Below are 20,764 nucleotides of genomic sequence, written 5' to 3'. Positions count from 1 at the left end.
ACCCATTATGAAAACAAGAATCTTCGCAACTTTCTTATTTCTGATCTGCTTTTTTTATGCTTCGGCAACCACTGAAAACCTGAACGGCAAATGGACCGGCCTGTTAAAAACCGACCAGGGCGATGAGTACCCGCTGCTGTACAGTTTTAAAATTGCCGGCACCGAACTGACCGGAACTGCCAAAACACCTAAAGGCGAGCTGCCCATTAACGATGGCAAGATCACCGGTGATAAGTTTACCTTTAACGTGATCATAAGCAATATGGAGATTGACCATGAGGGCAAATTCTATGGCGATTCGGTTGGGGTGGATATCAGCCTGGGCGATGCAAAATCACACGCCACCTTGAAACGGGTTGCGCAATAAGCGCGATAAAAATATTTTACCCGGGCTTGCTTTTATCTGCCTAAAAATATACTTTTATTTAAAAGACCAACCCAAATATGAAAAGAACATTATTAATAACAGCAGTGCTGTTATGCTGCTTTGCCCTTTGCTACGCAGCAATTGCAGACATGGGCGGCCAATGGTCGTCGACATTTAACGCGCCGGATGGCAATGCCTACCCGCTGAGCTACACCTTTAAAGTGGAAGGCAGCAGCCTTACCGGCACCCTGGAAACTTCGGGCATGAGCGTACCACTTGACAGCGGCAAGGTTTCCGGTGACGACCTGAGTTTCAGCGTTTCGGTGCAGGGTGTTACCTACTCGCACAAAGGGAAATATTTTGCCGCCGGAGATTCTATCGGTATGGATGTTACCTTTGAAGGCAATAAGGGACATATTAAGCTGAGCAGGCCTAAGTAAAGTTGATAGACCATAGTCCATGGTCCATAGTTGGAATCACGATTTTATAAATAAAAGAAGAACTAAGGCATTTATTTATAACGCGAAAACGTTTTCGTCATCCTTTTCCTGGCTATGGACTATGGTCTATCGACTATGGACTTCCTGCTTCTGGCTCTTTTCCCTAAAAATCTTCTTCCAACTGTAACACCAGCTGTTTTACAGCATCTTATAGCAAACTAAATTAATAATGAAAAAAAGACTTTTTACAACTGCGGCATTGGTATGCTGCGTTGTGGCGGCATTTGCATTTGCAGCCAGCTTAGCCGGTAAATGGACAGGCACCCTTAATACCCCTGATGGTAACCAGTTCCCGCTGACTTACACTTTTAAAACCGACAGCGGCAAATTAACGGGTGTGGCCTCCTCGCCACAGGGCGACGTAAACATTACTGATGGTAAATTTATTGATCCTACTGATTTTACCTTCAACGTTTCGGTTAACGGTACCGATGTAAAACATACCGGTAAATTTTATCCTGATGCTGATTCGGTAGGGATGGATATTGACTTTAACGGCATGAAAATGCATGCAACGCTGAAACGCGATAAGTAACCGCTGTTATTATACCCCGCTAAATGTATTGAAGAGGCTGTACCTGTATGGGGACAGCCTCTTTTCCGTAATTTATGGTGGAGACGCTTACCGGCCATGGATATTATAAAAATTATAATCTGTCATGGGTGCATCGGTAAAGCCAAGGCTGCGGCCCATGGTTACAATTTGCCCGCGATGATAAGTACTGTGGTTCATCACCTGCATAATATATTCAAAATTCTGAAAATCGCATTGAAACCAGCGATTGATCACCATATTGTTTTCTTCGATCTGCTGATCTGTCATTGATTCGATATAATCAGCAAATTCGTCCGAGTGTTCAACGAGGCCTCTGAAAGCATCTTCCAACGTACCGGTAAATTCTTCAACGCGTTGCGGCCCGCTTCTTTTTATGATTGATAACCAGTAACGCTGCGTATTCCAGATATGTACAATGGTTGATTTTATAGTAGTGAAGCTTGATGGCACTTCCTGTTCCAATACATCAGCAGGCTTTGTACGCAGCCAGTTTACAAGGCTTGCGTTTGCCCAAAGGTTATAGCCGGCATAATTTTTCATTAAGTAAACAATTGGCGATACGTTTGTTTCGATGGTTAATTCTTGCTGTTTCATGATGGTTTTGTTTTGTTCTTTATACAAAGAAAATACAGGCCGGTGACAGCCTTATGTCAGCAGTAAATTACATTGAGGAAAATAATTTCAAACAAATTGTTTTTATCATAAAAAATGCTGGTGCAAAAGCACCTACCATCCGGCAAAGACCGCCGTATACCCGTTTTTTTATCTTTTACGGCCTCTTGCAAAAAAGTGATCTTAAACACATTTTAATTGCGGCGGCATTTTTACCTTTGCGGCCATATGGTACGCCCTTTAATTGCTTATTTGCTGATTGTCGCGGTAATGTCTGCCAGTTTTTCGCGCCTGTTTGTTTTTGCAGGTTTCGAGCTGAACAGAAATTATATCGCCGCACATTTATGCGAAAACCGGGACAAGCCATGGCTGCATTGTAATGGCAAATGCTATTTCATGAAAAAAATAAGGCAGGCCGAAGAAAAAGAAAAGAATGATGAGCGCCAGTCGCAGAAGAACCTTTTCCAGGAAGCCTTATTCGGACAAAAAGCCGAAACCCGGTTTTACTCGCACGTAGTGCAGGTAATGCAGGTGCCCAATCACCGTTTTACCCTGCCCGTTGTTGATCTGCCCATTTACCAGCCGCCCCGGCTCGGGTAATCGTACACTTTACGCCTCACCCCGGCCCTCTCCAAAGGAGAGGGAGGAAAAAGGAATCATCTGAGGCCATTCAACACATTTATTTAAAAACAAAGTTGCTGCTGCCAGTTATACAGGCTTAGTGTTCTTCGTGCATTCTTCGTGGTCATTGTGGTTTATTTTTTACCACGATGGGCGCAAAGGTTTCACAAAGGGCACAAGGAGCCGGTTTTGAAGGCAGCCTGCTATCCATCTTATACTTATATGCATTTTTTAAAAAAAACAGCGCCCATAGCCCTGTTGCTAATTGCAGGCATCAGCCTGTGCCACGCTCAAAAAATATACAAAGGCACCGTTATTGACCAAATTACCCGCCAACCCGTTGAATATGCCACGGTGAGCGCCACCGGCAAAGGCACCAACACCGATAAAAACGGCGATTTCCGCCTTAATCTCCCCGCCGATTCCGCTACACTAACCGTCTCATTTATCGGTTACACCATACAACAGGTTAAGGCCGAACATGCCCGGCCTGTGCTCATCAGCCTGAACCGGGGATCTATCGACCTGAAGGAGGTGGTGATACTACCAGGGCTAAACAACAATTCCTTCCATACGCTCGGCAATATCGACCTGAACGTTCGCCCCATCAATTCGTCGCAGGATCTGATGCGGCTGGTGCCGGGCTTGTTTATTGCCCAGCACATGGGCGGCGGCAAGGCGGAGCAGATTTTTGTGCGCGGTTTTGATGCCGACCACGGTACCGACGTTAATGTTTCGGTAGACGGGATGCCGGTAAATATGGTATCACATATCCACGGGCAGGGTTATGCCGACCTGCATTTCCTCATCCCCGAAACCATTGCCACTTTTGACTATGGCAAAGGGCCGTATTACACAGGCTATGGCGATTTTACCACCGCGGCCTACCTGGCTTTTAACACCAAAGACGCGCCCGACAAAAGCACCATCAGTTTGGAGCGGGGGCAATTTAATACCTTCCGCGCGGCCGGGCTGATTGATCTGTTAAACGCCAAAGCCAAACAAAATGGCGAAAACGCCTACATCGCAGGCGAATACAACTATACCGACGGCGCCTTTAAACTGCCCGAACATTACAAACGCACCAATTTATTTGCCAAATACAGCAAGCAAATGGGTGAGGGCAATAAACTGACATTGAGCGCATCCACTTTCAGCACCAGCTGGGTGGCTTCGGGGGAGATCCCGCAGCGGGCGGTAGCGGCAGGCAGCACAGCGCTCGACGATAACGGTAATCCCATTACCATCCCGGCCGCGCCGGTTACCATCAGCCGCTTTGGTACTATTGACAGTGCCCAAGGCGGCAAAACCAGCCGCGTAAACGCCATTGCCAAACTGAGCACCAACCTTGGCAATAACTGGACCATGGATAACCAGCTGTATTATACCCATTATAAGTTCCTGCTACATGTAAATTCTACCTTTTTTGCACTCGACAGTGTTAATGGCGATGAGAAACAGCAGCACGAAGAACGGGACATGTTTGGCTATAACGGAAAACTGAGCCACAGGAAATACTGGGGCAATAACCAGCTGACCTCCGCAGTGGGCCTGAGCAGCCGGTTCGACCGGACGTATGGGACGGACTATAGTTTTGTGACCCAACAGTACCGGTTTTTGAGTAATGTTACCCATGGCGATATTCGCCAGAACAACACGGGCCTATACCTCGACGAAACTTTTGAAAGCGGCAAATGGCTTTTAAACGCAGGCTCGCGGCTGGATTATTTCAGCTTTAATTTTGCCGGAAGTACCAAAACGGAAGTGATTGCCAGCCCGAAACTGAATGTACAGTATACTGCTAACAACCAGGTTCAGTTTTATTTAAAAGCGGGCAAGGGCTTTCATTCCAATAATGCCATAGCGGTGATCGGTAATAAGGGCTTGCAAACTTTGCCTGCCGCTTATGGCGCCGACCTGGGCCTGAACTGGAAACCCATGCCGCACCTCTACATAAACGCCGCCGCCTGGTACCTGTACCTGCAGCAGGAATTTATTTATACCGACGACGGCGACATTGCCCCCGGCGGCCGCACCCGGCGCATGGGGGTGGACCTGTCGGCACGGTACCAGCTGGCGCCCTGGCTGTTTGCTGCCGTCAACCTAAACCTGGCCCGGCCACGGCTGGCTGACAGCGCCGCGAAAACCGGCTACCTGCCCCTGGCCCCTACTTTTACCAGCACCGGCGGGCTTGATTTTAAGCTGAAGAACGGCATTAACGGCGGCCTGAGCTACCGCTACATGCACGACAGGCCCGGCAATAATACTTACACCCTTAAGGCCGATGGCTATTTTGTTACCGACCTGAAGGTGAACTATACCCAAAAGCGTTACGAAGTGGGTTTAACCATCGAAAACCTGCTGAATACCCAATGGCAGGAATACGCGGTTGAACAGGTGAGCCGCCTGCGCGGCGAAACCGCCCCTATTGACCAGATGAGCTTTACCCCCGGCACGCCGTTTTTTGCGAAGCTGAGGGTAGCGGTGTTTTTTTGATGGGGATGAACTATGATACATGGGATGGAAGGGTTATAGGATGAAGAATTGTTTGCTTTTCTGCCGGGCCTGCCTCAAAAGGTCGGTCCGGCGTAAATATTTGTGGGATAGAAAAACAAAGTACTAAATTGATTAAATTTGTCTTTATGGAAACATTAGTGATTAACGTTCCTGATAAAAAAGGGCCCTTGGTGCGGCAAATCCTTAAAGAACTCGGAATCAACTGATCGCATGAAGCCGTCTGATTATGCCAAACTTATTGACATTAGCAAAGACGATGCACAGCAAATGATTAAGGATATACAAACCGGGGAGCCACTCCCGCGATGAGCATTTTCGCCTTTGTTGGTGTTGTCACCAACAAACGTGGAGAATCAAACCGGTGAGACGTCACCCGCGATAAGCATTTTGGTTTCACCCGCAGCCGCTGCCGCTCAATTGCCGCGGGGGCTGTTCGTTATTCACGGGTTGTTTATTTTTTTAGGTGTGAATGATTGCTATCGCAATTTTGTCTTGATACAAAAAGTAACCAAAAAAATCAAGACAGAAAAAAGCTTCAGCGCTGCAGGCCAGACTCCCTGGCCCGCTTTTCTGTCAGGCCTTTGCCCGCTTTTGATTTTTCTTTAATTCTGGAAACGCTTCTCAAAAGGAATTTTTTCCTTCAGTCAGCAGATAAGCTTCGGGGTTCTCCCTAAAAAATTTGTCATTGCGAGGAGGAACGACGAAGCAACCTCGTAGCCAATGCATAAACGCCAGTGCTATTCCCGCGATGGGCATTTTTCGCTTTTGTTGGCGTTGTCACCAACAAGGCTTTTAAATTTTAATAGTATAGAAAAACAAAGTACTAAATTGATTAAATTTGTTTCTATGGAAACATTAGTGATTAACGTTCCTGATAAAAAAGGGCCCTTGGTGCGGCAAATCCTTAAAGAACTCGGCGTTACCATCAAGTCGGAATCAACTGATCGCATGAAGCCGTCTGATTATGCCAAACTTATTGACATTAGCAAAGACGATGCACAGCGAATGATTAAGGACATTGAGCAAAGCCGGGCTGAATGGGAAAGAGATATTAATAGACTCAAATACATTAATTGAGTTTACCGGCAGGCTTTGGCCGAAATAGTTTATTCTAAAATATCCTCTATAATTGATGACGACTTTAATATTTCCTTTGTCAACAAGATTGAAGTGCTCGGCCATCACTCCGCCAACAGGGCCTGAGAGATAACCAGGCAGCCATGCCCCATAGGGGCAAAACCTTTGTAGAAAATTCATTTCAAATTATTTATTGCCCCGTTAGGCGGCTACCCCTGGCGAAATAGGAGAGCATTCGTTACAGTAAAACCGAGATTTGCGGCGCCGTTTAAAACTGTGGGCCATTACCTATCAGCGGGGCACTGGTACGCCACGCTTTTGGCCTGCGCTGCATACCAGCGCCAGAAGAGGGCCAGAAGAGGGGCGGCAACTGGTTCATTACCTGTCAGCGGCGCACGAGAACCCCAACGCTGCAGGCCGGGGCTGCATTCTCGCGCGAGAGGAGCAGCATGGGTAGCCCCAAACCTTCTATAGACCAATATTCCATAAGCAGGCCTTACCCAAGTGTCTGAAATGTGGCATTGAGCCTTTGAAATTTGTCTTGTAATTATACGGAGTGAAAATTGTTGAAGGATTGGAAACCCAAGCCTCTAAGCTATCCAATTCAAGTTCAACATCACTCCATAAATCAGACAATAAATAAGGTTCTGCTCCCGCATTCCAGTACCCTAACTTTAACCCAATATTATCGAACCAAAATCGCAAATCTGCCTTAGTTGTACCTGACTGCTTGAGCATGGATTCTACAATTTTAGTATTTACCAGTAAAATTAAGCAAGCTCTAGAAATAATACCTATTGGATTTGTTTCATGTTCTAATACAGGTACAGAATACCTGACAGAATTCGCATAATCAAATACGATATTATTTGCAGGCTCAATCTGACGTAACAGAAATTGAATGATAAAATCGCTCCTGTTATCTGCAGGATTTTTCCCTAGTGCAGTCAATATTGGATTCCAATCTTTCACCCTGTCTAATTCGGTTAAATTCATTGAAAAGAGATTGCTGTAAAGCATCTCGTAGGTATTCCTTAAGATCGAGTTTGGAAATATTTCATTAGGAGAACATAATTTCCATAGTTCAACTATAAAGCTTACTCTATCTCGAATATTATCGGCTCCTCTTACTATAGATAAATCAAAGTTTTGAGGATTATAACTCACATAATTCCTTAGTTTTTGCTCGGTGTTTATTACGCTTAGGTCTATGCTCCAATCTTGTAACCAGATCGATGCTAACCGAGGGGCCATATCCGTAGAAAACCCAGTGGCGACCATCCAATCACTTAATGAACTATTTTCTATAATAAATGATTTTAAAAGTGTTTCAGAATTAGCAGGGTTATTCAGCCATTCATCAAATGCCTGTTTAGCAAACACATGCGTTTGTAGCTTTTTGGGAGTAGCTTCATGAGCAACGCCTAGTTGATCAATTATAACGTTATTTCCATTGAAAACGCCAATTCCTTGAGAGGCAAGAAAAGAGGTTATTCCTCTCAATTCAGCATAATAAGCACTGTGTATGGCATTTCCATAATCACCTTCCAACAATGAATTAATTGAGCTAGAAAGGTAGGACCATCCGTTAAAACAATGAATACACGCTGAAGTAGCAATATAATTCACTATCTCTATATTATTGATACTGCCGGCCCTAAAATCCCTGCCTATTTCATCTACAGTATCTATTATATATTTATTATTTGCTGCATTCTGCCACCCGTTAATTCCATTAAAAGTACCTTTTAGATTAGATAACGCTGCGGCAATAGCGGAACCCGATGCCAAATGAAGATTAGTGATGGGAGTAGGTGGCGGCATATTATAGTCCTAATTTCGATTGAACTTCGACAGCTAAATCTTTTATTTGAATATCAATCTCACCGACATTCAAAACTTCCGTTGACGCCGCCAAAATCCTTAGAAGTTGTACTCTCATTTCCCGATACCCACCACTTCCTCGAAATTGATTTTGGTGTTGTCTTTTCGTATCCTGAATTAAATCGTTTTGATCAAATGCTGAAGGTGTCCTCCAATCAAACTTATCTATTAAAATGGTGGAAATAATATTAATAAAATTATTAATATTATTATTCGCACGAAATGCATTTACTATAATTTCAATTATTTCATCGCTCGTGTACTTTTCGTAATCAACATCTACAAAAAATTCTTTTAATCCCAAAATCTCATTGGCAACAAAGCATAAATCATTAAAAATAAATAAAACAGGCCTTATACCTTGATCAGTGGTTAGAAAACTTAGAGGGCTATAAAAAGGTATGCTTAAGTCTATTCCAGAAGAATTAACCAAATTATCGGTACTGCGGGCTTTCAAATCCGTCACCCATTCAACTTTACTTTTACCTATTGCAGTATTTATTGATCTCCAAATTAATATTAAGAAAGCCGCCTGCGTTTCTTTGTCCCATTGAATTACGTCTTCTTGTCCTTCGGTCATTTCACCACCAAAAAGCCCCCCAATTTTACCTTCCCACTTTTTTACAAAACTCGTAGTTAATGAATTAATAAATGCATTTTGAGATACCGGAGAGCCTTTTGATTCCCCCGTATTTCCAAGCATATTTATTCTATTGTGCCATGGGCTTATATGACTCTTCCACAGTAATTCGGTAAGTTCTTGCGCACGAACTTTTTTATAAATATCTGGACCGTTAAGATCCTGTTCAAGCCAATCTTGAATTCTTAATAATGGCATTAAATCATATGCCAAACTCGTATTAATTCTTTTGGGCTTAATGTTTATCGTGTAAAACAAATACGCCTGCCAAGTAAAATCCAAATCATGATAAGCAACCACGGGAAAATCGAAATTTCCACTTAAATCAGAAATGTGATCAAATGCTTTAATCCGATGCTGTCCGTCAATAATTTCTATTGGTGATACTATTGGGGTCCATTTATCAGACCAAATTTTTGAAGGTAGAACAAGTTCAGCAAAGTTATCGTCGATTTGTTCAATTTTTATTACGGAATCCTCCTCAATTTTTTTTTGTCTCCGTAAACTATCTGGTTTTAATATATTAGCAATTATGCTCGTTGGGAGCCACCCCGGCATTTGCAAATTTTTAAATGTCTCGCCTTCCTTCTGCTGTAGCGAAATTGTTGACCAAGGGAAACCTCCTTTAATAAATTCCCTAATTTCATTTGATCTCTCTTCACTATGTTTACGCTGGCTGAATGGCTCGTCTTTTCTGCCAACAAATGCATGTCTTGTGTGTATTTCGTATATCCTTTTTAGCAAGAGAGCTGGAATATTAAATTGATAAAAATATGGCTCAGGTTTTCTTCTATTCTTTTGACCAAATTTTGAAACGTTATCCCATTCATTTAACCATTGCTTTACTTTTAAGGCTTTAATTCGGCCGTATTTTGAATAAGTAATTCCATTTTTTTCCAATTCATATAGCGAGTTAGAAATCCCGATGCCATTGGTCCAATCTTCAAATTGCTTATTTGTGAGGCTAAAAGCTTTTGGAAAATCTAATTCCGTAGTCAGCTCCAAAAATTTTTCCTTCGACTCTTTGAGTGAATATCCAATGGTCACCAATCTGTTTATTAGTAATTGTTTCATCAAAACACCGACATCTCCAGATTGAAATAATTTAGATAAATCATACGGCACCTCTTTTTTAGTGCGAAATATTTTATCTGAGGCTCCAGAAACAACTAAAGCGCTTCTTAAATTAGTAAAAAGCTTGCCTTCCTGCATTGTAAGGGTGCCGGACATACTTTCATTTCCATATTTATGTGCAAATAGATCAATATTTTCATGGTGTGTGAAAATTGCTGCCATAAGCGAAAATAAGCCCACCTGGTCAGGGTAATCATATATTTTTGACCAAAATGAAGGTAATTCATCTCCTATAGTATTTATCCCCAAGTAATGACAAAGTGTAGGAATATCTATTCCTTTCTCTTTTTTTAAATACGAAGAGATATCGTTCTCGATCGTAATTGAAATTACTTTGACGATATCGAATTTTGTCCCTGAAGATTTTAATTTTAAAATGTCCGGTTTAGGTGCCATTTATTTTTTTTGTATATTAATATGTACTCCTTTACGTCTTGTTGTCTTTCATCACTTCTACCCATAGTGCTATGAATATGATCCTTTTCAAGTAGGCTATATATGTAGTCATCTTGAAATATAACATATGCAAGGCGTTCAATATCTTGTAATTTGATCATACCCGAATCACTATAGCTTAAAACTAAATGAGAATTTGTCTTTTTAATACATTCGAAAAGAGCAGAGAAAGCCTGGTTTACGGTTGTTTTCTTACAAAATGGAGACTGATGCCTATCATCTCTATATCTACCTTTATGCAATACTTTAGGATAATCATATCGTACAAGGGTTTCCAAAGCATGGTAAAATCTGGAGTAATGAACTGACTGGTAAGGGGGATCAGCATACACTATGGAACCTTCTTCAATTATACGCAAGCAATCAAGATAGTCGAGAGTCGTAGTCTTATACTCTTTAGAAGCTTCACCATTAAGGTTTAAAGTAAGTTCTTTAAATTTTCGTTCGAAATATTCCCATAAGTCTCTTTTGCGATAGCTTAATATATCCAACATATTGTCTTGAGTAGTATCCCTAAATTGAGCGTAGTGCCCGGTGCTTTGGGAAACATACGACATAGCAAATATCAGAGAGGACAAAATCGCATAATATTCGGGTTTCCCAATGTACTGATCGGCCACTGCACGTATGGAGTCAATCCAGACACATTGACTATAAGACCAATAAGTACCCGAAAAGTTTTTAGCGAACAAGTGAAATCCAATTTGAAAATCTTTGTCGATTAGCTTTTGTTGCGCCTGCTCTAAAGCTATAAATTGATCTAACGTAGTGGCACTATCGTAATCGTAATTTAGTTGGGGATATTTATTTAAAAACTCACGAACTAGTTTATTAACTTTTAATTTTATTTTATCTAACGCATCGGGTGCAATTGTGCCTTTTAAATTCGATAAATAAGTATTTGCTAAAACAGCCGAATAAGCTTGAATATCGTTAACATGAATATTATATGAACTTTTTAGCGAGCCGGCAACAACAGATGTTCCAGCGAACAAATCACAAAGCCAGGTACTTTGCACATCTAAAGATTTTATTGCGTCCGTAACGAAACCTATAATCTCTCTTTTTGATCCCATGTACTTTAATAAATGTGGGATCTTGGTTTCAACAATCTCTATTTCCTCTGCTTCCATCTAATTTTTGAACGTTTTAAGGCAATAAAGGTAATCTAAATCAAACATTATCTAAGTTAAATATAAAACTGATCTTATTACCTATAATTAAAAAAAATATACTCCCTTCTCTCGCGAGAATCCGTGTAAAGACCCGCAGGGGTGGGCTCCTTGTTCACCTCTGACAGGTAGTGAAATAGCTTCCCCTGTGAGTTTCACTTAATAGCTATTGCATTAATATTTTTTATTAACATCCATCGAAACGCAATTATAAAATTGGATTTCTAAACGAAGTCTTCCCATTAGTAAGCCGGCCAGTTTTATGACAATATTTTTCCGGGTAATCGTAATTGCTAAACTGTGACCAGGTATTATATGCATCATAACAAAATGGCCGCTCGGGATTAAAAGGGATTTCGACACCTGTTCTGATACAATACCCTTTTGGCGATGCAAACGCATCATTGTTATTTCGGCTTTGATTGTAAGTATTATTCCCGCGCTGGTATTCGTTCGACTTATAGGCTGGACTTGCAGCAGACTTGTTCGAATTGGTCTCACCATAGTTCTTAAACCCGGAAAACGAACTTTCTTTCTTTTTCTCGTCGGCCTTTATGTAGGCGTCTAGTTTGTCGACCTTTGTAATCGACCCTTTATACTTTTTCTTCAATATACTGATAAGCCCCGATTCAAATTCCGGTTCTCTTTTAAACAATAATTCGCTGTTTTTTATCACTCTTAAAAAGAATTTCGTAGAGTCATCATCCACTTCGGCGTCTTTAGATAGTCCGATCAACCTTTCTGCTGCCCCCGGAGTATCCAGCCAGACTCCACATTCTATATTATTATTATGTGAGAACTCGTACAGATTCATAGAAGCAATCATACCACCATGTTCATTTGCATAATACTTGGCGTGCAGATTCTTCTCGTGCCGAATTTCGATGTTCGCAAACGTCTTAAAAAAAGTTGCGTCTTCATAACTCAATTTATTAACCCCGTCATCACCTTTCCCAAATAAAACGATTACTGATAGTTCAGGATTACTTGCTTTTTGCTTTAGTTCAGCTATAATTTTATTATGTAGTTTTATGTAAGGAGAAATAAGCCATAAAACTTTGTCTGCTTCTCCTATTAATTTTTCTAGTTGCGCGTTTAATGCACTACCACTTTTAAATTGGGCCATCTTTTAAAAAATAATTGCTAATAAATAAGGTTGAAAATATCAGGTTGATTTGGTTTGGGGTATCCGCGTCAAAAGTAACATTAAACGTTATTTAATATTATTTTTAAAAATATAAATATTTAATTCAGTATCCCTGCGTTAGGGACGGAAGTGGATACCGGCCCGCGCCTAAGGCCAACGGCGTATGAACGGCTGGCCCGGGCCCCGTTTCTAAGTCTTAAGTCCGGAGTCTATAGTCAAAAGTCGGGGCCGTTCCGGGCTGTTCAAACATTTCGGGGTGTGATGGATCGCCCTTACTTCGGGCCTGTCGGTACATGTTGGTGAAAACACCAGCATGGGCGTAGTTTTAAGTCTGGAGTCGTAAGTCAAAAGCAGGGGCTCATCCCTGGCCGGCTAAACATTTCCGGCGTGCGGTATCCTCCTTACTTATGGCAGACCAGTAACCGCCAATACAGTCGCAAATGCATATCGTCGACCTGTCAGCGACGAGGTTGCCACGCTGCGCCTGCCTGCCGGCAGGCTCGCAATGACATGGTGGGTTAGGATAATTTATACATATTTTTCTTTAAAAATCCAAGTAAATTACAGAATTTATTTGTGTACCAGGTGTACCAGGTTTATTCATCTGTATCGGGTGGTTCAGGGGGCCCGGGGGGGAGGGAAGTCCATGGCCGATGGTCCATAGACCATGGTAAAAGGGAGGAAGGGAAGAGTCCATGGTCGATGGTCCATAGACCATGGTAAAAAAGGGAAAGGAGGGAAGTCCATGGTCGATGGTCCATAGCAAACGCCTTGTGCTTCTTTATTCATTCCATGGACTATGGACTATGGACTCCTACTATGGACTATCCACTTCTACCATGGACCATGGACTATGGATCATCGACTAAAACATTCGGTGAAATCACAAAACAATCGGTGTAATCGCAAAAAACACTAAATTCGCCCACCATGCTGCAGATACAGGAAAACGTTTCGCTCAGGAACTTCAACACGTTTGGGGTTGAGGCCAATGCGCGCTATTTTGTGGAGATTAACCACCGGGCGGACCTGACGGAGCTGTTCCTTGACCCGCAATGGCGGCAAACGGAACTGCTGGTGCTGGGCGGCGGCAGCAATATGCTGCTGGTGAACGATTTCGGCGGCCTGGTGATCAGGATGAATATCCGGGGTATTGAACACCGCATCAGCCATACCGACGTGTACGTTGAAGCCGGCGCCGGGGAGGTTTGGAACGACCTGGTGAACTTTTGCGTACTGCGCGGCTATGCCGGGATGGAGAACCTGAGTTTGATACCGGGTTCGGTAGGCGCCTCGCCGATCCAGAACATCGGCGCCTACGGGGTGGAACTGCAGGATGTGTTCCATAGCTGCTGCGCTTTTGAACTGGCTACGGGCGCTTTTAAAACTTTTACCAAAGCCGATTGTTACTTTGGCTACCGCGAAAGCATATTTAAGGGTGAACTGAAGGGGCAATATATCATCGTATCGGTAAAATACCAGCTGAGCACCGTCCCCAACCTCAACCTTAAATACGGGGCCATTGAGCAGGAGCTGCAGCATAGGGGCATTACGGCGCCTACCATCAGGGATGTGTCGCAGGTGGTGTCGCACATCCGGGTTTCCAAATTACCTGATCCCTCTACCATCGGGAATGCGGGGAGTTTCTTTAAAAATCCCATCATCAGCCTGGCGGAATTTGAGCTGATGGAGTCGCGGTTTCCGGAGCTGGTGCACTATCCAGCCAGCCATGGCCATGTAAAGTTAGCCGCCGGCTGGCTGATTGAACAATGCGGCTGGAAGGGAAAAGTGGTAGGAAATACGGGGACCTGGAAAAACCAGTCGCTGGTTTTAGTGAACCATGGCGGGGCCACAGGAGAGGAAGTGTATAGTTTTTCGTCCATAATTATAGACAGTGTGTACGCCAAATTTGGCGTAAGGCTACAGCGCGAAGTGAACATTATTGAATAGGTTTTTTTATTTTTACCAAAAGGCGGTTTAATAAACTGCCACTTCCTGAAGCATCCGGCTTTCAATCGCTGCAGATGACACCCCAACAAACTACACAAGCAAACGCCTGTTTTACAGCACTTTAAATACCACCTTAGTGTTTAATAAATTGAGCTTTACGGCGATTGATATTTGGCAGACCGGCCCGGCGGCCCTGTGCCCTGCTATTTTTTAGTGGTACTATGTTTGTCTTACTGTTGATACAAAACATTAACAGATGACAAAGATTGAGTTTAACACCCTAGTACTACGTCAGGCAACCTCGCTAAGGTCATATGCCTTACACTTTACCCGCGACGCAGACGATGCTAACGACCTTGTCCAGGACACAATGTTGAAGGCGATAACCTATTACAACAAGTTTAAGGAAGGAACAAATTTGAAGGGGTGGTTATACACTATCATGAAAAATACTTTCATTAACAACTACCGCCGGTTTATAAAAATGAACACTTTTGTTACCAAGAGCGACGAGATCAGCTCGCCGAACCTGGTATTCAGTTCGACCAAAAACCAGGGCGAAGCCAAATTTGTGATGGACGATTTGAAAAAAGCTTTAGACAGGCTGCCCGCTGATTATTACGTACCCTTCACAATGTATTTTGAAGGCCATAAATACCACGAAATTGCTGATGATCTGGAAATCCCGATCGGCACTGTTAAAACCCGTATTCACGTTGCCCGCAAGCTGCTTAAAAAGAGCCTTAAAGCTTACGATACAGGCGTTGCCAAACCTGTTTACGCTGAAAATTAACAAGCTCAACATATATAATTTGAATCTCCCTGTTTTTTTAGCAGGGAGATTTTTTTTGTGGCCTCACCCCCAACCCCTCTCCAAAGGAGAGGGGCTTTAAGAATTTTTTTGATTTACAAAGTGAATTGTTTTGGCTATTTTGCAAGCTTCACACTGCCGTCTCCAGGGGAGAGGGTGAACAAGTACAATACCCGAAATAAAATGAGTGAATTGCCTGTATATACCAAGTCGCAACTGGCGCTAAGGAACGGAAGCGATAAGCCGGAGATCTGGATCGCCTATCAGGGAATGATCTATGATGTTTCGCGCAGCAGGCTATGGATGCGGGGCCGCCACTACGAGCACTGGGCCGGGCAGGACCTTACCGATGAACTGAAAGACGCCCCGCATGATGAGTGGGTTTTCCAGAATTTTGACCCGATAGGGGTTTTGAAGTCCTGAGTGTTAAGTCGAAAGTCTTGAGTCATACTTATTTTCGACTCAAGACTTCAGACTCTAGACTTTACACTATATTTCAAACTTCGATAAGCTCACAAACTCCTGCACCCTGGCGGCTATTTCCTGCTGGCTAAGATTGCGGATCTTTTCGGTACCGAACTTTTCTACACAGAAGGAAGCTAATGCTGAGCCAAAAATGATGGCATTTTTCATGTTATTGAAATTAACGGTACCTACTTTCGCCATATAACCGATAAAGCCACCTGCAAAAGTATCACCGGCGCCGGTTGGGTCGAATACGTCGGCAAGGGGTAACGCGGGGGCGGCAAATATTTTATTTTCGTGGAAGAGCAAAGCGCCATGCTCGCCTTTTTTGATGATCAAATATTCGGGGCCCATGGTTAAAATTTTATGGGCTGCTTTTACCAGCGAATGTTCGCCCGAAAGCTGGCGGGCCTCGGCATCGTTAATGGTAAGCACATCCACCATTTTAATGGTATCCAGCAGTTCCTCAAGGGCAACGTCCATCCAGAAGTTCATGGTGTCCATTACGATGAGCTTTGGGCGATTGGTAAGGCGGTTAATCACCGTTTGCTGTACCTGCGGCTGCAAATTACCCAGCATCAGGAATTCACAATCCTGGTAGGAGGCTGGGATAATAGGATCAAATTCAGCCAGCACATTGAGTTCGGTGATCAAAGTATCGCGGCTGTTCATATCATTATGATACCGGCCCGACCAAAAGAAAGATTTTTCTCCGGCTTTTACCTGCAAGCCTTCGGTATTGATCTGGTGGTTGTTAAAATCTTTTATTTCGCTCTGCGGAAAATCGTCGCCAACTACGGCTACAATCTTTACTTTATCATAAAAATACGAAGCCGCCAGGCTTGCATAAGTGGCAGCGCCGCCAACAATTTTATCTGTTTTGCCAAAAGGGGTTTCAATGGCGTCGAACGCTACAGTACCAATAACTAAAAGGCTCATTAAGTATGTGTTAAATTTTTGCGCAAAGGTCGTAAAATTTAAGAAGAAAAGTGCGGGCTTTCAGCCATATGGGTAGAATATTTGTCAAATTCAATCAGGTAAGCATTCGGTTCATTGACGAACAAGCCGGCAGGAATCAACATATGCGGGACGAAGTCAATTAAATCCCTAAAAAAAACGGACAACTTTACAGTTATCCGCTTTTTAACTTTTAAGCTCCGTAATCGTATAAGGATTAAATGTCATCTGGTGTAAACGATAACCTGCCCAACTTCTAAAGCCCGATACCTTAAACGGTGATGAGAATTTCCACTTTTATATATTCTTAGCTATCCCTTAAACAAGTACATCCGATGAACAGTACAGTGTATAAAATGTACACTATAAAGTTTTTATCCTTTTTGAGAAATTGGTTGATTGTCCTTTCACAGGTGTTGACAGGTGGGTTTAAACTTTTCTTGGCATCAACAGATTATCACTAAATGCAGCTTCCATCTTATAATAACTTTCCGGACGTGCTGACTTATCAGTAATAAGTAAGGTCACAGCTACACGCCCTTCTTATCGTACCAGTTTACCCCAATTTTTTAATTATAACAGCAAACATACTGACCTGTGCGCTAAACTATTGGGCGATCCCTTCCCTTTGTATCTCAAAAAGAAATTCAAAAAGATTGGTTTCTGTTGGAATTTGAAGCTTTTTGCGGAGCCTGTACCTGCTGATCTCTACGCCCCTCACTGAAATACACATCAATTGCGCTATTTCTTTACTTGACAAGTTCATGATCAGGTAGGCAGATAGTTTTAACTCCTGCTGATTAATTGTGGGATACCTTTCCTTGATTTTATTAAGAAAATCACCATGCACCTTATTAAAATGAATGGAAAACTGCTCCCATTCCTCATTGATTTTTTTATCCTCAGTAAGCAAGCGGGCTATTCTTTTTATTTCAAACGTTTGTATACTTTCTTTGCCGGATTTGATAAGCGTTTGCAACTCCTCTTTTACCTTGATTAAAAATTCTTTTTTCTGAACGATGTTCATTGCTGCAGAAGCCAGTTCGGAGTTTTTGTACTCAATCTCCGTTTCTAATTTTTCATTTTTTAGCTTAATAACTTCTTTTTCAGATATTTCCAATTCAAGCTGATGAAGATAGGCCATTTGTTGCTGCTCCTCTTCATTTTTTTGCCTTTGTAACAGCAGCTCTTTTTCGTGGTTCCTTACATGTCGTTTCTCCTGCAACTTATAAAAATAATACAGCGATCCGGCAAATATTAACAAGTAAACAGTGTATGCCCAAATGGTTTGGTACCATGGCGGATTAATGTAAAAGGCGTAGCTGGAAATAGAAGATGTATTGTTTTGTAGGTTTCTTGCCTTTACCTTAAAAACATACTTTCCCCACGAGAGGTTTGTATAATCTTTTTCCGCTTTTTTTGACCACTCAGACCAACCCTTATCATAACCTTCCAACAAATAGCTGTATTCAACCGTAGATTGCGCCTCGAATACCGGCGAAGAAAACTCGAAATGCAGAGAGTTCCACAGAAAGCTTAATGCCAAAGTGCTTTTTTTAGCATTTTTTAAATCGGATGAGTTATCAATATAACCGCCAAAAAGCAGGCTATCTGTAGTAGATATCGCCTTTACTTTCCTGATATAAACTTTTATAGGTTGAATATTGGCTTTGTACTTGGCGAAATTGATATGATAAAAGCCATTCTCTCCACCTACAAAAACGTTCGAATCATTTTTAGTATAAATATTTTCAAAGCCGCTGAGAATACGATTATTGAGCTCCGGAAAATATATGATCTCATGCCTTGATGTGGAATAGTCTACTACACCTACATTTTTTCCCTCTACAAACCAAATATTACCGGAAGGGTCTTCTTTTAGATATCTTAAATTCCTGTTGCCAAAATCAGCCGTAAACCGTTTCGACATTTCAAATTTATCCGCTTTTTTATTGTATTCAAAAACGCCCTTTTCAGTTGCTACAACTACCGTACCTTTAATTTTATAAACAAAGTTATTTAATGTGGACGGAAGCCCCTGTGCTTTTGTGTACAGTTTTACATTATCACTGGTACCCAATGTGAGTTTATAAACCCCCCTGTATGGATGGGATGTCCAAATACTATTGTCTTTGTCTATTTCCAGAAATCTGGCTGATTCCTTATAGTTACCCAGGTTGCCTTTACTTATAAAAGTGCCATTTTTATATTCAAAAAGTTCAACACCGTAGTAATTCCCCGCGGCAACAAGTTTAGTACCCGATTTATCCACAAGCGACCGAAATATCCAAAATCCATAACTTGGATCAATAGTAACAGGTTGATTGTTCCTGATCTGAAACACACCGTTATCATTACCCGCAAGCAAACAGTTATCGATAACACCAAGATGCCATGATTGTCCCTGTGTAACTGTACTTATATTTTCAGCACTTGAACTTCGGTCACCCGAATTAATAACAGGCAGGCGGTAAATTCCATTTGATAAAGAAAAATACAAACTGCCCCCAAATTCATTCACCGCATAGCCTCCCCCATCTTTAAAAATTGGCGGATTAATATGCTTAACCGCATTATTATAAGCGATGTAATCTATCCCATTGTCCAATCCAAGCCAAAGATTATGGTTTGAATCAACAAAGTTACTGCGCACATTACCGTTTTGTAAACCTTCTTTCTGGGAGATATTTTCAACTATGTTGCCTGACCTGTCAGCTAAATAAATACCGTTTGAATAGGTGCCGATGAGGAAATTACTTTTGTCTAAAGCCAGGGCGCTTGAAAAAACCTGATTGTTATCTACTTTTATTCCGGTGAGCGGCCAGGGTTTTAATTGATTGCCGTAAAGCAAAAAAACGCCGTTCTTAGATGTTGTAACCAGGCTGGTATCTTTGCTATATTTAATTATCGAAGTAATGTAAAAATCTTTTGGTAATCGGTTTTGTTCGATAAATGTTTGCCATTTCCCATTCTTCAATATTAACAAGCCACTTTTTTCATCCTGGGCAATCAAATTGCCGAGATGATTACCAAAGAATAACCATGATGAATTGGAGTGATAGACAGTGATTTTACCAGCACTGTACCTGAAAATCTTAAAATGTGAACGGTAAAAAACTGAATTTTGGAAATTGACAATATCCCAGATATCAGAAAAATTTTTGTCTGCCGCAGGAAGCAATGTTTTTATTGAAGTAAAAACTAAAGCCCCAGCCTTACCAGAAGAAAAATACCCCAGTTCATCCTGCCCGCCTACGTAAATCTTCTTATCAGTACCCAACTCAAGAGACCGTACTATCGTCTTGTTAGGCAAAGGGTACAACTGCCAGTTAATTCCATCAAACACCAGCAGGCCTTCGTTATTTGCAAAATACATCCTCCCCTGTTCATCCTGGCGAATTTTCCAGTTTTGTGTACCGGCGTTATACTGGCCCTTCCGGTAATTAATGATTTCGCGCTGGCCAATATGAGCTTGCCCCGAAACCCACTGCATTGCCGCAAGCGCCAGAAAAAATAGTATACCCCGTAAAAACATAGTAAGTGATGGTCTATATTTTATAAATCTATCAAATATGCGGGTAATAACCGTCAAATCGAAGATTTTTCGACACTGTGTAGTAGTGACGTAGTCCGATTTTCACCTTAATGTGAATACCCAAATACATTTGCCGCTGTAAACCGACGTCATCTACGTTTTTAAATTAAGACCTAAAGTAACTTATATGAGAAAAAGAAGTTTTTGTAAACTTTTTGCTCCCCGCAGGCGCAAAATTTTTAGTGCTCATTTAATCGCAATTCATTTAATAGAACTTTCGCCGCCCTGACCCAGCCCACGCTTCGTCTTTATTCATTAAAGAAATACCTGCAAGGGCAAATACAGCCAATGCAAAAGCAATCA

Annotated in this window: 17 protein-coding genes; 10 read left to right on the top strand and 7 right to left on the bottom strand. The window is 42.0% G+C overall.

Going from position 1 to position 20,764, the window contains the following annotated elements:
• Positions 1-7 precede the first annotated feature (7 nt).
• The 3 genes from MgSA37_RS03460 to MgSA37_RS03450 all read left to right on the top strand — a co-directional run bounded on the left by MgSA37_RS03460 (position 8) and on the right by MgSA37_RS03450 (position 1,402).
• On the top strand, positions 8-367 hold the full coding sequence (locus MgSA37_RS03460; protein ID WP_096349863.1) for a glycoside hydrolase: 360 nt from the start codon (positions 8-10) through the stop codon (positions 365-367).
• Positions 368-444: 77 nt separating this feature from the next.
• On the top strand, positions 445-807 hold the full coding sequence (locus MgSA37_RS03455; RefSeq protein WP_096349862.1) for a glycoside hydrolase: 363 nt from the start codon (positions 445-447) through the stop codon (positions 805-807).
• Positions 808-1,036: 229 nt separating this feature from the next.
• Positions 1,037-1,402: a glycoside hydrolase gene (locus tag MgSA37_RS03450; RefSeq protein WP_096349861.1), complete on the top strand. Its 366-nt coding sequence runs from the start codon at positions 1,037-1,039 to the stop codon at positions 1,400-1,402.
• 87 nt (positions 1,403-1,489) lie between these two features.
• Here the strand turns inward: MgSA37_RS03450 and MgSA37_RS03445 are convergent, their stop codons facing one another.
• A complete protein-coding gene (locus tag MgSA37_RS03445) occupies positions 1,490-2,017 on the bottom strand; it encodes a DinB family protein (protein ID WP_096357229.1) in 528 nt (175 codons plus the stop codon).
• Positions 2,018-2,263: 246 nt separating this feature from the next.
• Between MgSA37_RS03445 and MgSA37_RS28720 the strand changes: the two genes are divergently transcribed.
• The 4 genes from MgSA37_RS28720 to MgSA37_RS03425 all read left to right on the top strand — a co-directional run bounded on the left by MgSA37_RS28720 (position 2,264) and on the right by MgSA37_RS03425 (position 6,250).
• Positions 2,264-2,635 carry a hypothetical protein gene (locus MgSA37_RS28720; RefSeq protein WP_183476221.1) on the top strand — a complete coding sequence of 124 codons (372 nt, stop codon included), beginning with the start codon at positions 2,264-2,266 and terminating at the stop codon, positions 2,633-2,635.
• Between the two features lie 243 nt (positions 2,636-2,878).
• Entirely contained in the window at positions 2,879-5,152 is a 2,274-nt protein-coding gene (locus MgSA37_RS03435; protein WP_096349860.1) for a TonB-dependent receptor, read from the top strand.
• A 366-nt stretch (positions 5,153-5,518) separates the two neighbouring features.
• Positions 5,519-5,779 (top strand): hypothetical protein, encoded by a 261-nt coding sequence (locus MgSA37_RS03430; protein WP_096349859.1) that lies wholly within the window; start codon positions 5,519-5,521, stop codon positions 5,777-5,779.
• A gap of 114 nt (positions 5,780-5,893) precedes the next feature.
• Positions 5,894-6,250, top strand: a complete 357-nt coding sequence (locus tag MgSA37_RS03425) for a hypothetical protein (protein ID WP_096349858.1) — start codon at positions 5,894-5,896, stop codon at positions 6,248-6,250.
• Between the two features lie 468 nt (positions 6,251-6,718).
• Here the strand turns inward: MgSA37_RS03425 and MgSA37_RS03420 are convergent, their stop codons facing one another.
• The 4 genes from MgSA37_RS03420 to MgSA37_RS03405 all read right to left on the bottom strand — a co-directional run bounded on the left by MgSA37_RS03420 (position 6,719) and on the right by MgSA37_RS03405 (position 12,662).
• Complete coding sequence (locus MgSA37_RS03420) at positions 6,719-8,074, bottom strand: hypothetical protein (protein ID WP_096349857.1); 1,356 nt, start codon at positions 8,072-8,074, stop codon at positions 6,719-6,721.
• 1 nt (position 8,075) lies between these two features.
• Positions 8,076-10,304: a DGQHR domain-containing protein gene (locus MgSA37_RS03415; RefSeq protein WP_096349856.1), complete on the bottom strand. Its 2,229-nt coding sequence runs from the start codon at positions 10,302-10,304 to the stop codon at positions 8,076-8,078.
• Complete coding sequence (locus MgSA37_RS03410; RefSeq protein ID WP_096349855.1) at positions 10,280-11,497, bottom strand: DNA adenine methylase; 1,218 nt, start codon at positions 11,495-11,497, stop codon at positions 10,280-10,282. The genes MgSA37_RS03415 and MgSA37_RS03410 overlap by 25 nt, the downstream gene beginning before the upstream one ends.
• Positions 11,498-11,744: 247 nt before the next feature.
• Positions 11,745-12,662: a phospholipase D family protein gene (locus MgSA37_RS03405; RefSeq protein WP_096349854.1), complete on the bottom strand. Its 918-nt coding sequence runs from the start codon at positions 12,660-12,662 to the stop codon at positions 11,745-11,747.
• Between the two features lie 951 nt (positions 12,663-13,613).
• Between MgSA37_RS03405 and murB the strand changes: the two genes are divergently transcribed.
• The 3 genes from murB to MgSA37_RS03390 all read left to right on the top strand — a co-directional run bounded on the left by murB (position 13,614) and on the right by MgSA37_RS03390 (position 15,867).
• The gene (gene murB / locus MgSA37_RS03400; protein ID WP_096349853.1) at positions 13,614-14,633 is read left to right on the top strand and encodes a UDP-N-acetylmuramate dehydrogenase; all 1,020 of its coding nucleotides are present in this window, start codon (positions 13,614-13,616) and stop codon (positions 14,631-14,633) included.
• 256 nt (positions 14,634-14,889) lie between these two features.
• Complete coding sequence (locus MgSA37_RS03395; protein ID WP_096349852.1) at positions 14,890-15,426, top strand: RNA polymerase sigma factor; 537 nt, start codon at positions 14,890-14,892, stop codon at positions 15,424-15,426.
• A gap of 201 nt (positions 15,427-15,627) precedes the next feature.
• A complete protein-coding gene (locus MgSA37_RS03390; RefSeq protein ID WP_096357227.1) occupies positions 15,628-15,867 on the top strand; it encodes a cytochrome b5 domain-containing protein in 240 nt (79 codons plus the stop codon).
• 66 nt (positions 15,868-15,933) lie between these two features.
• Here the strand turns inward: MgSA37_RS03390 and MgSA37_RS03385 are convergent, their stop codons facing one another.
• Together MgSA37_RS03385 and MgSA37_RS03380 are read right to left on the bottom strand one after the other, a co-directional pair.
• Positions 15,934-16,848: a PfkB family carbohydrate kinase gene (locus MgSA37_RS03385; RefSeq protein WP_096349851.1), complete on the bottom strand. Its 915-nt coding sequence runs from the start codon at positions 16,846-16,848 to the stop codon at positions 15,934-15,936.
• 625 nt (positions 16,849-17,473) lie between these two features.
• A complete protein-coding gene (locus MgSA37_RS03380; protein ID WP_096349850.1) occupies positions 17,474-20,401 on the bottom strand; it encodes a ligand-binding sensor domain-containing protein in 2,928 nt (975 codons plus the stop codon).
• Positions 20,402-20,764 lie beyond the last annotated feature (363 nt).

Source organism: Mucilaginibacter gotjawali (assembly GCF_002355435.1).
Taxonomy (GTDB): domain Bacteria; phylum Bacteroidota; class Bacteroidia; order Sphingobacteriales; family Sphingobacteriaceae; genus Mucilaginibacter; species Mucilaginibacter gotjawali.
This window is presented reverse-complemented; position numbering and strand designations above follow the sequence as displayed.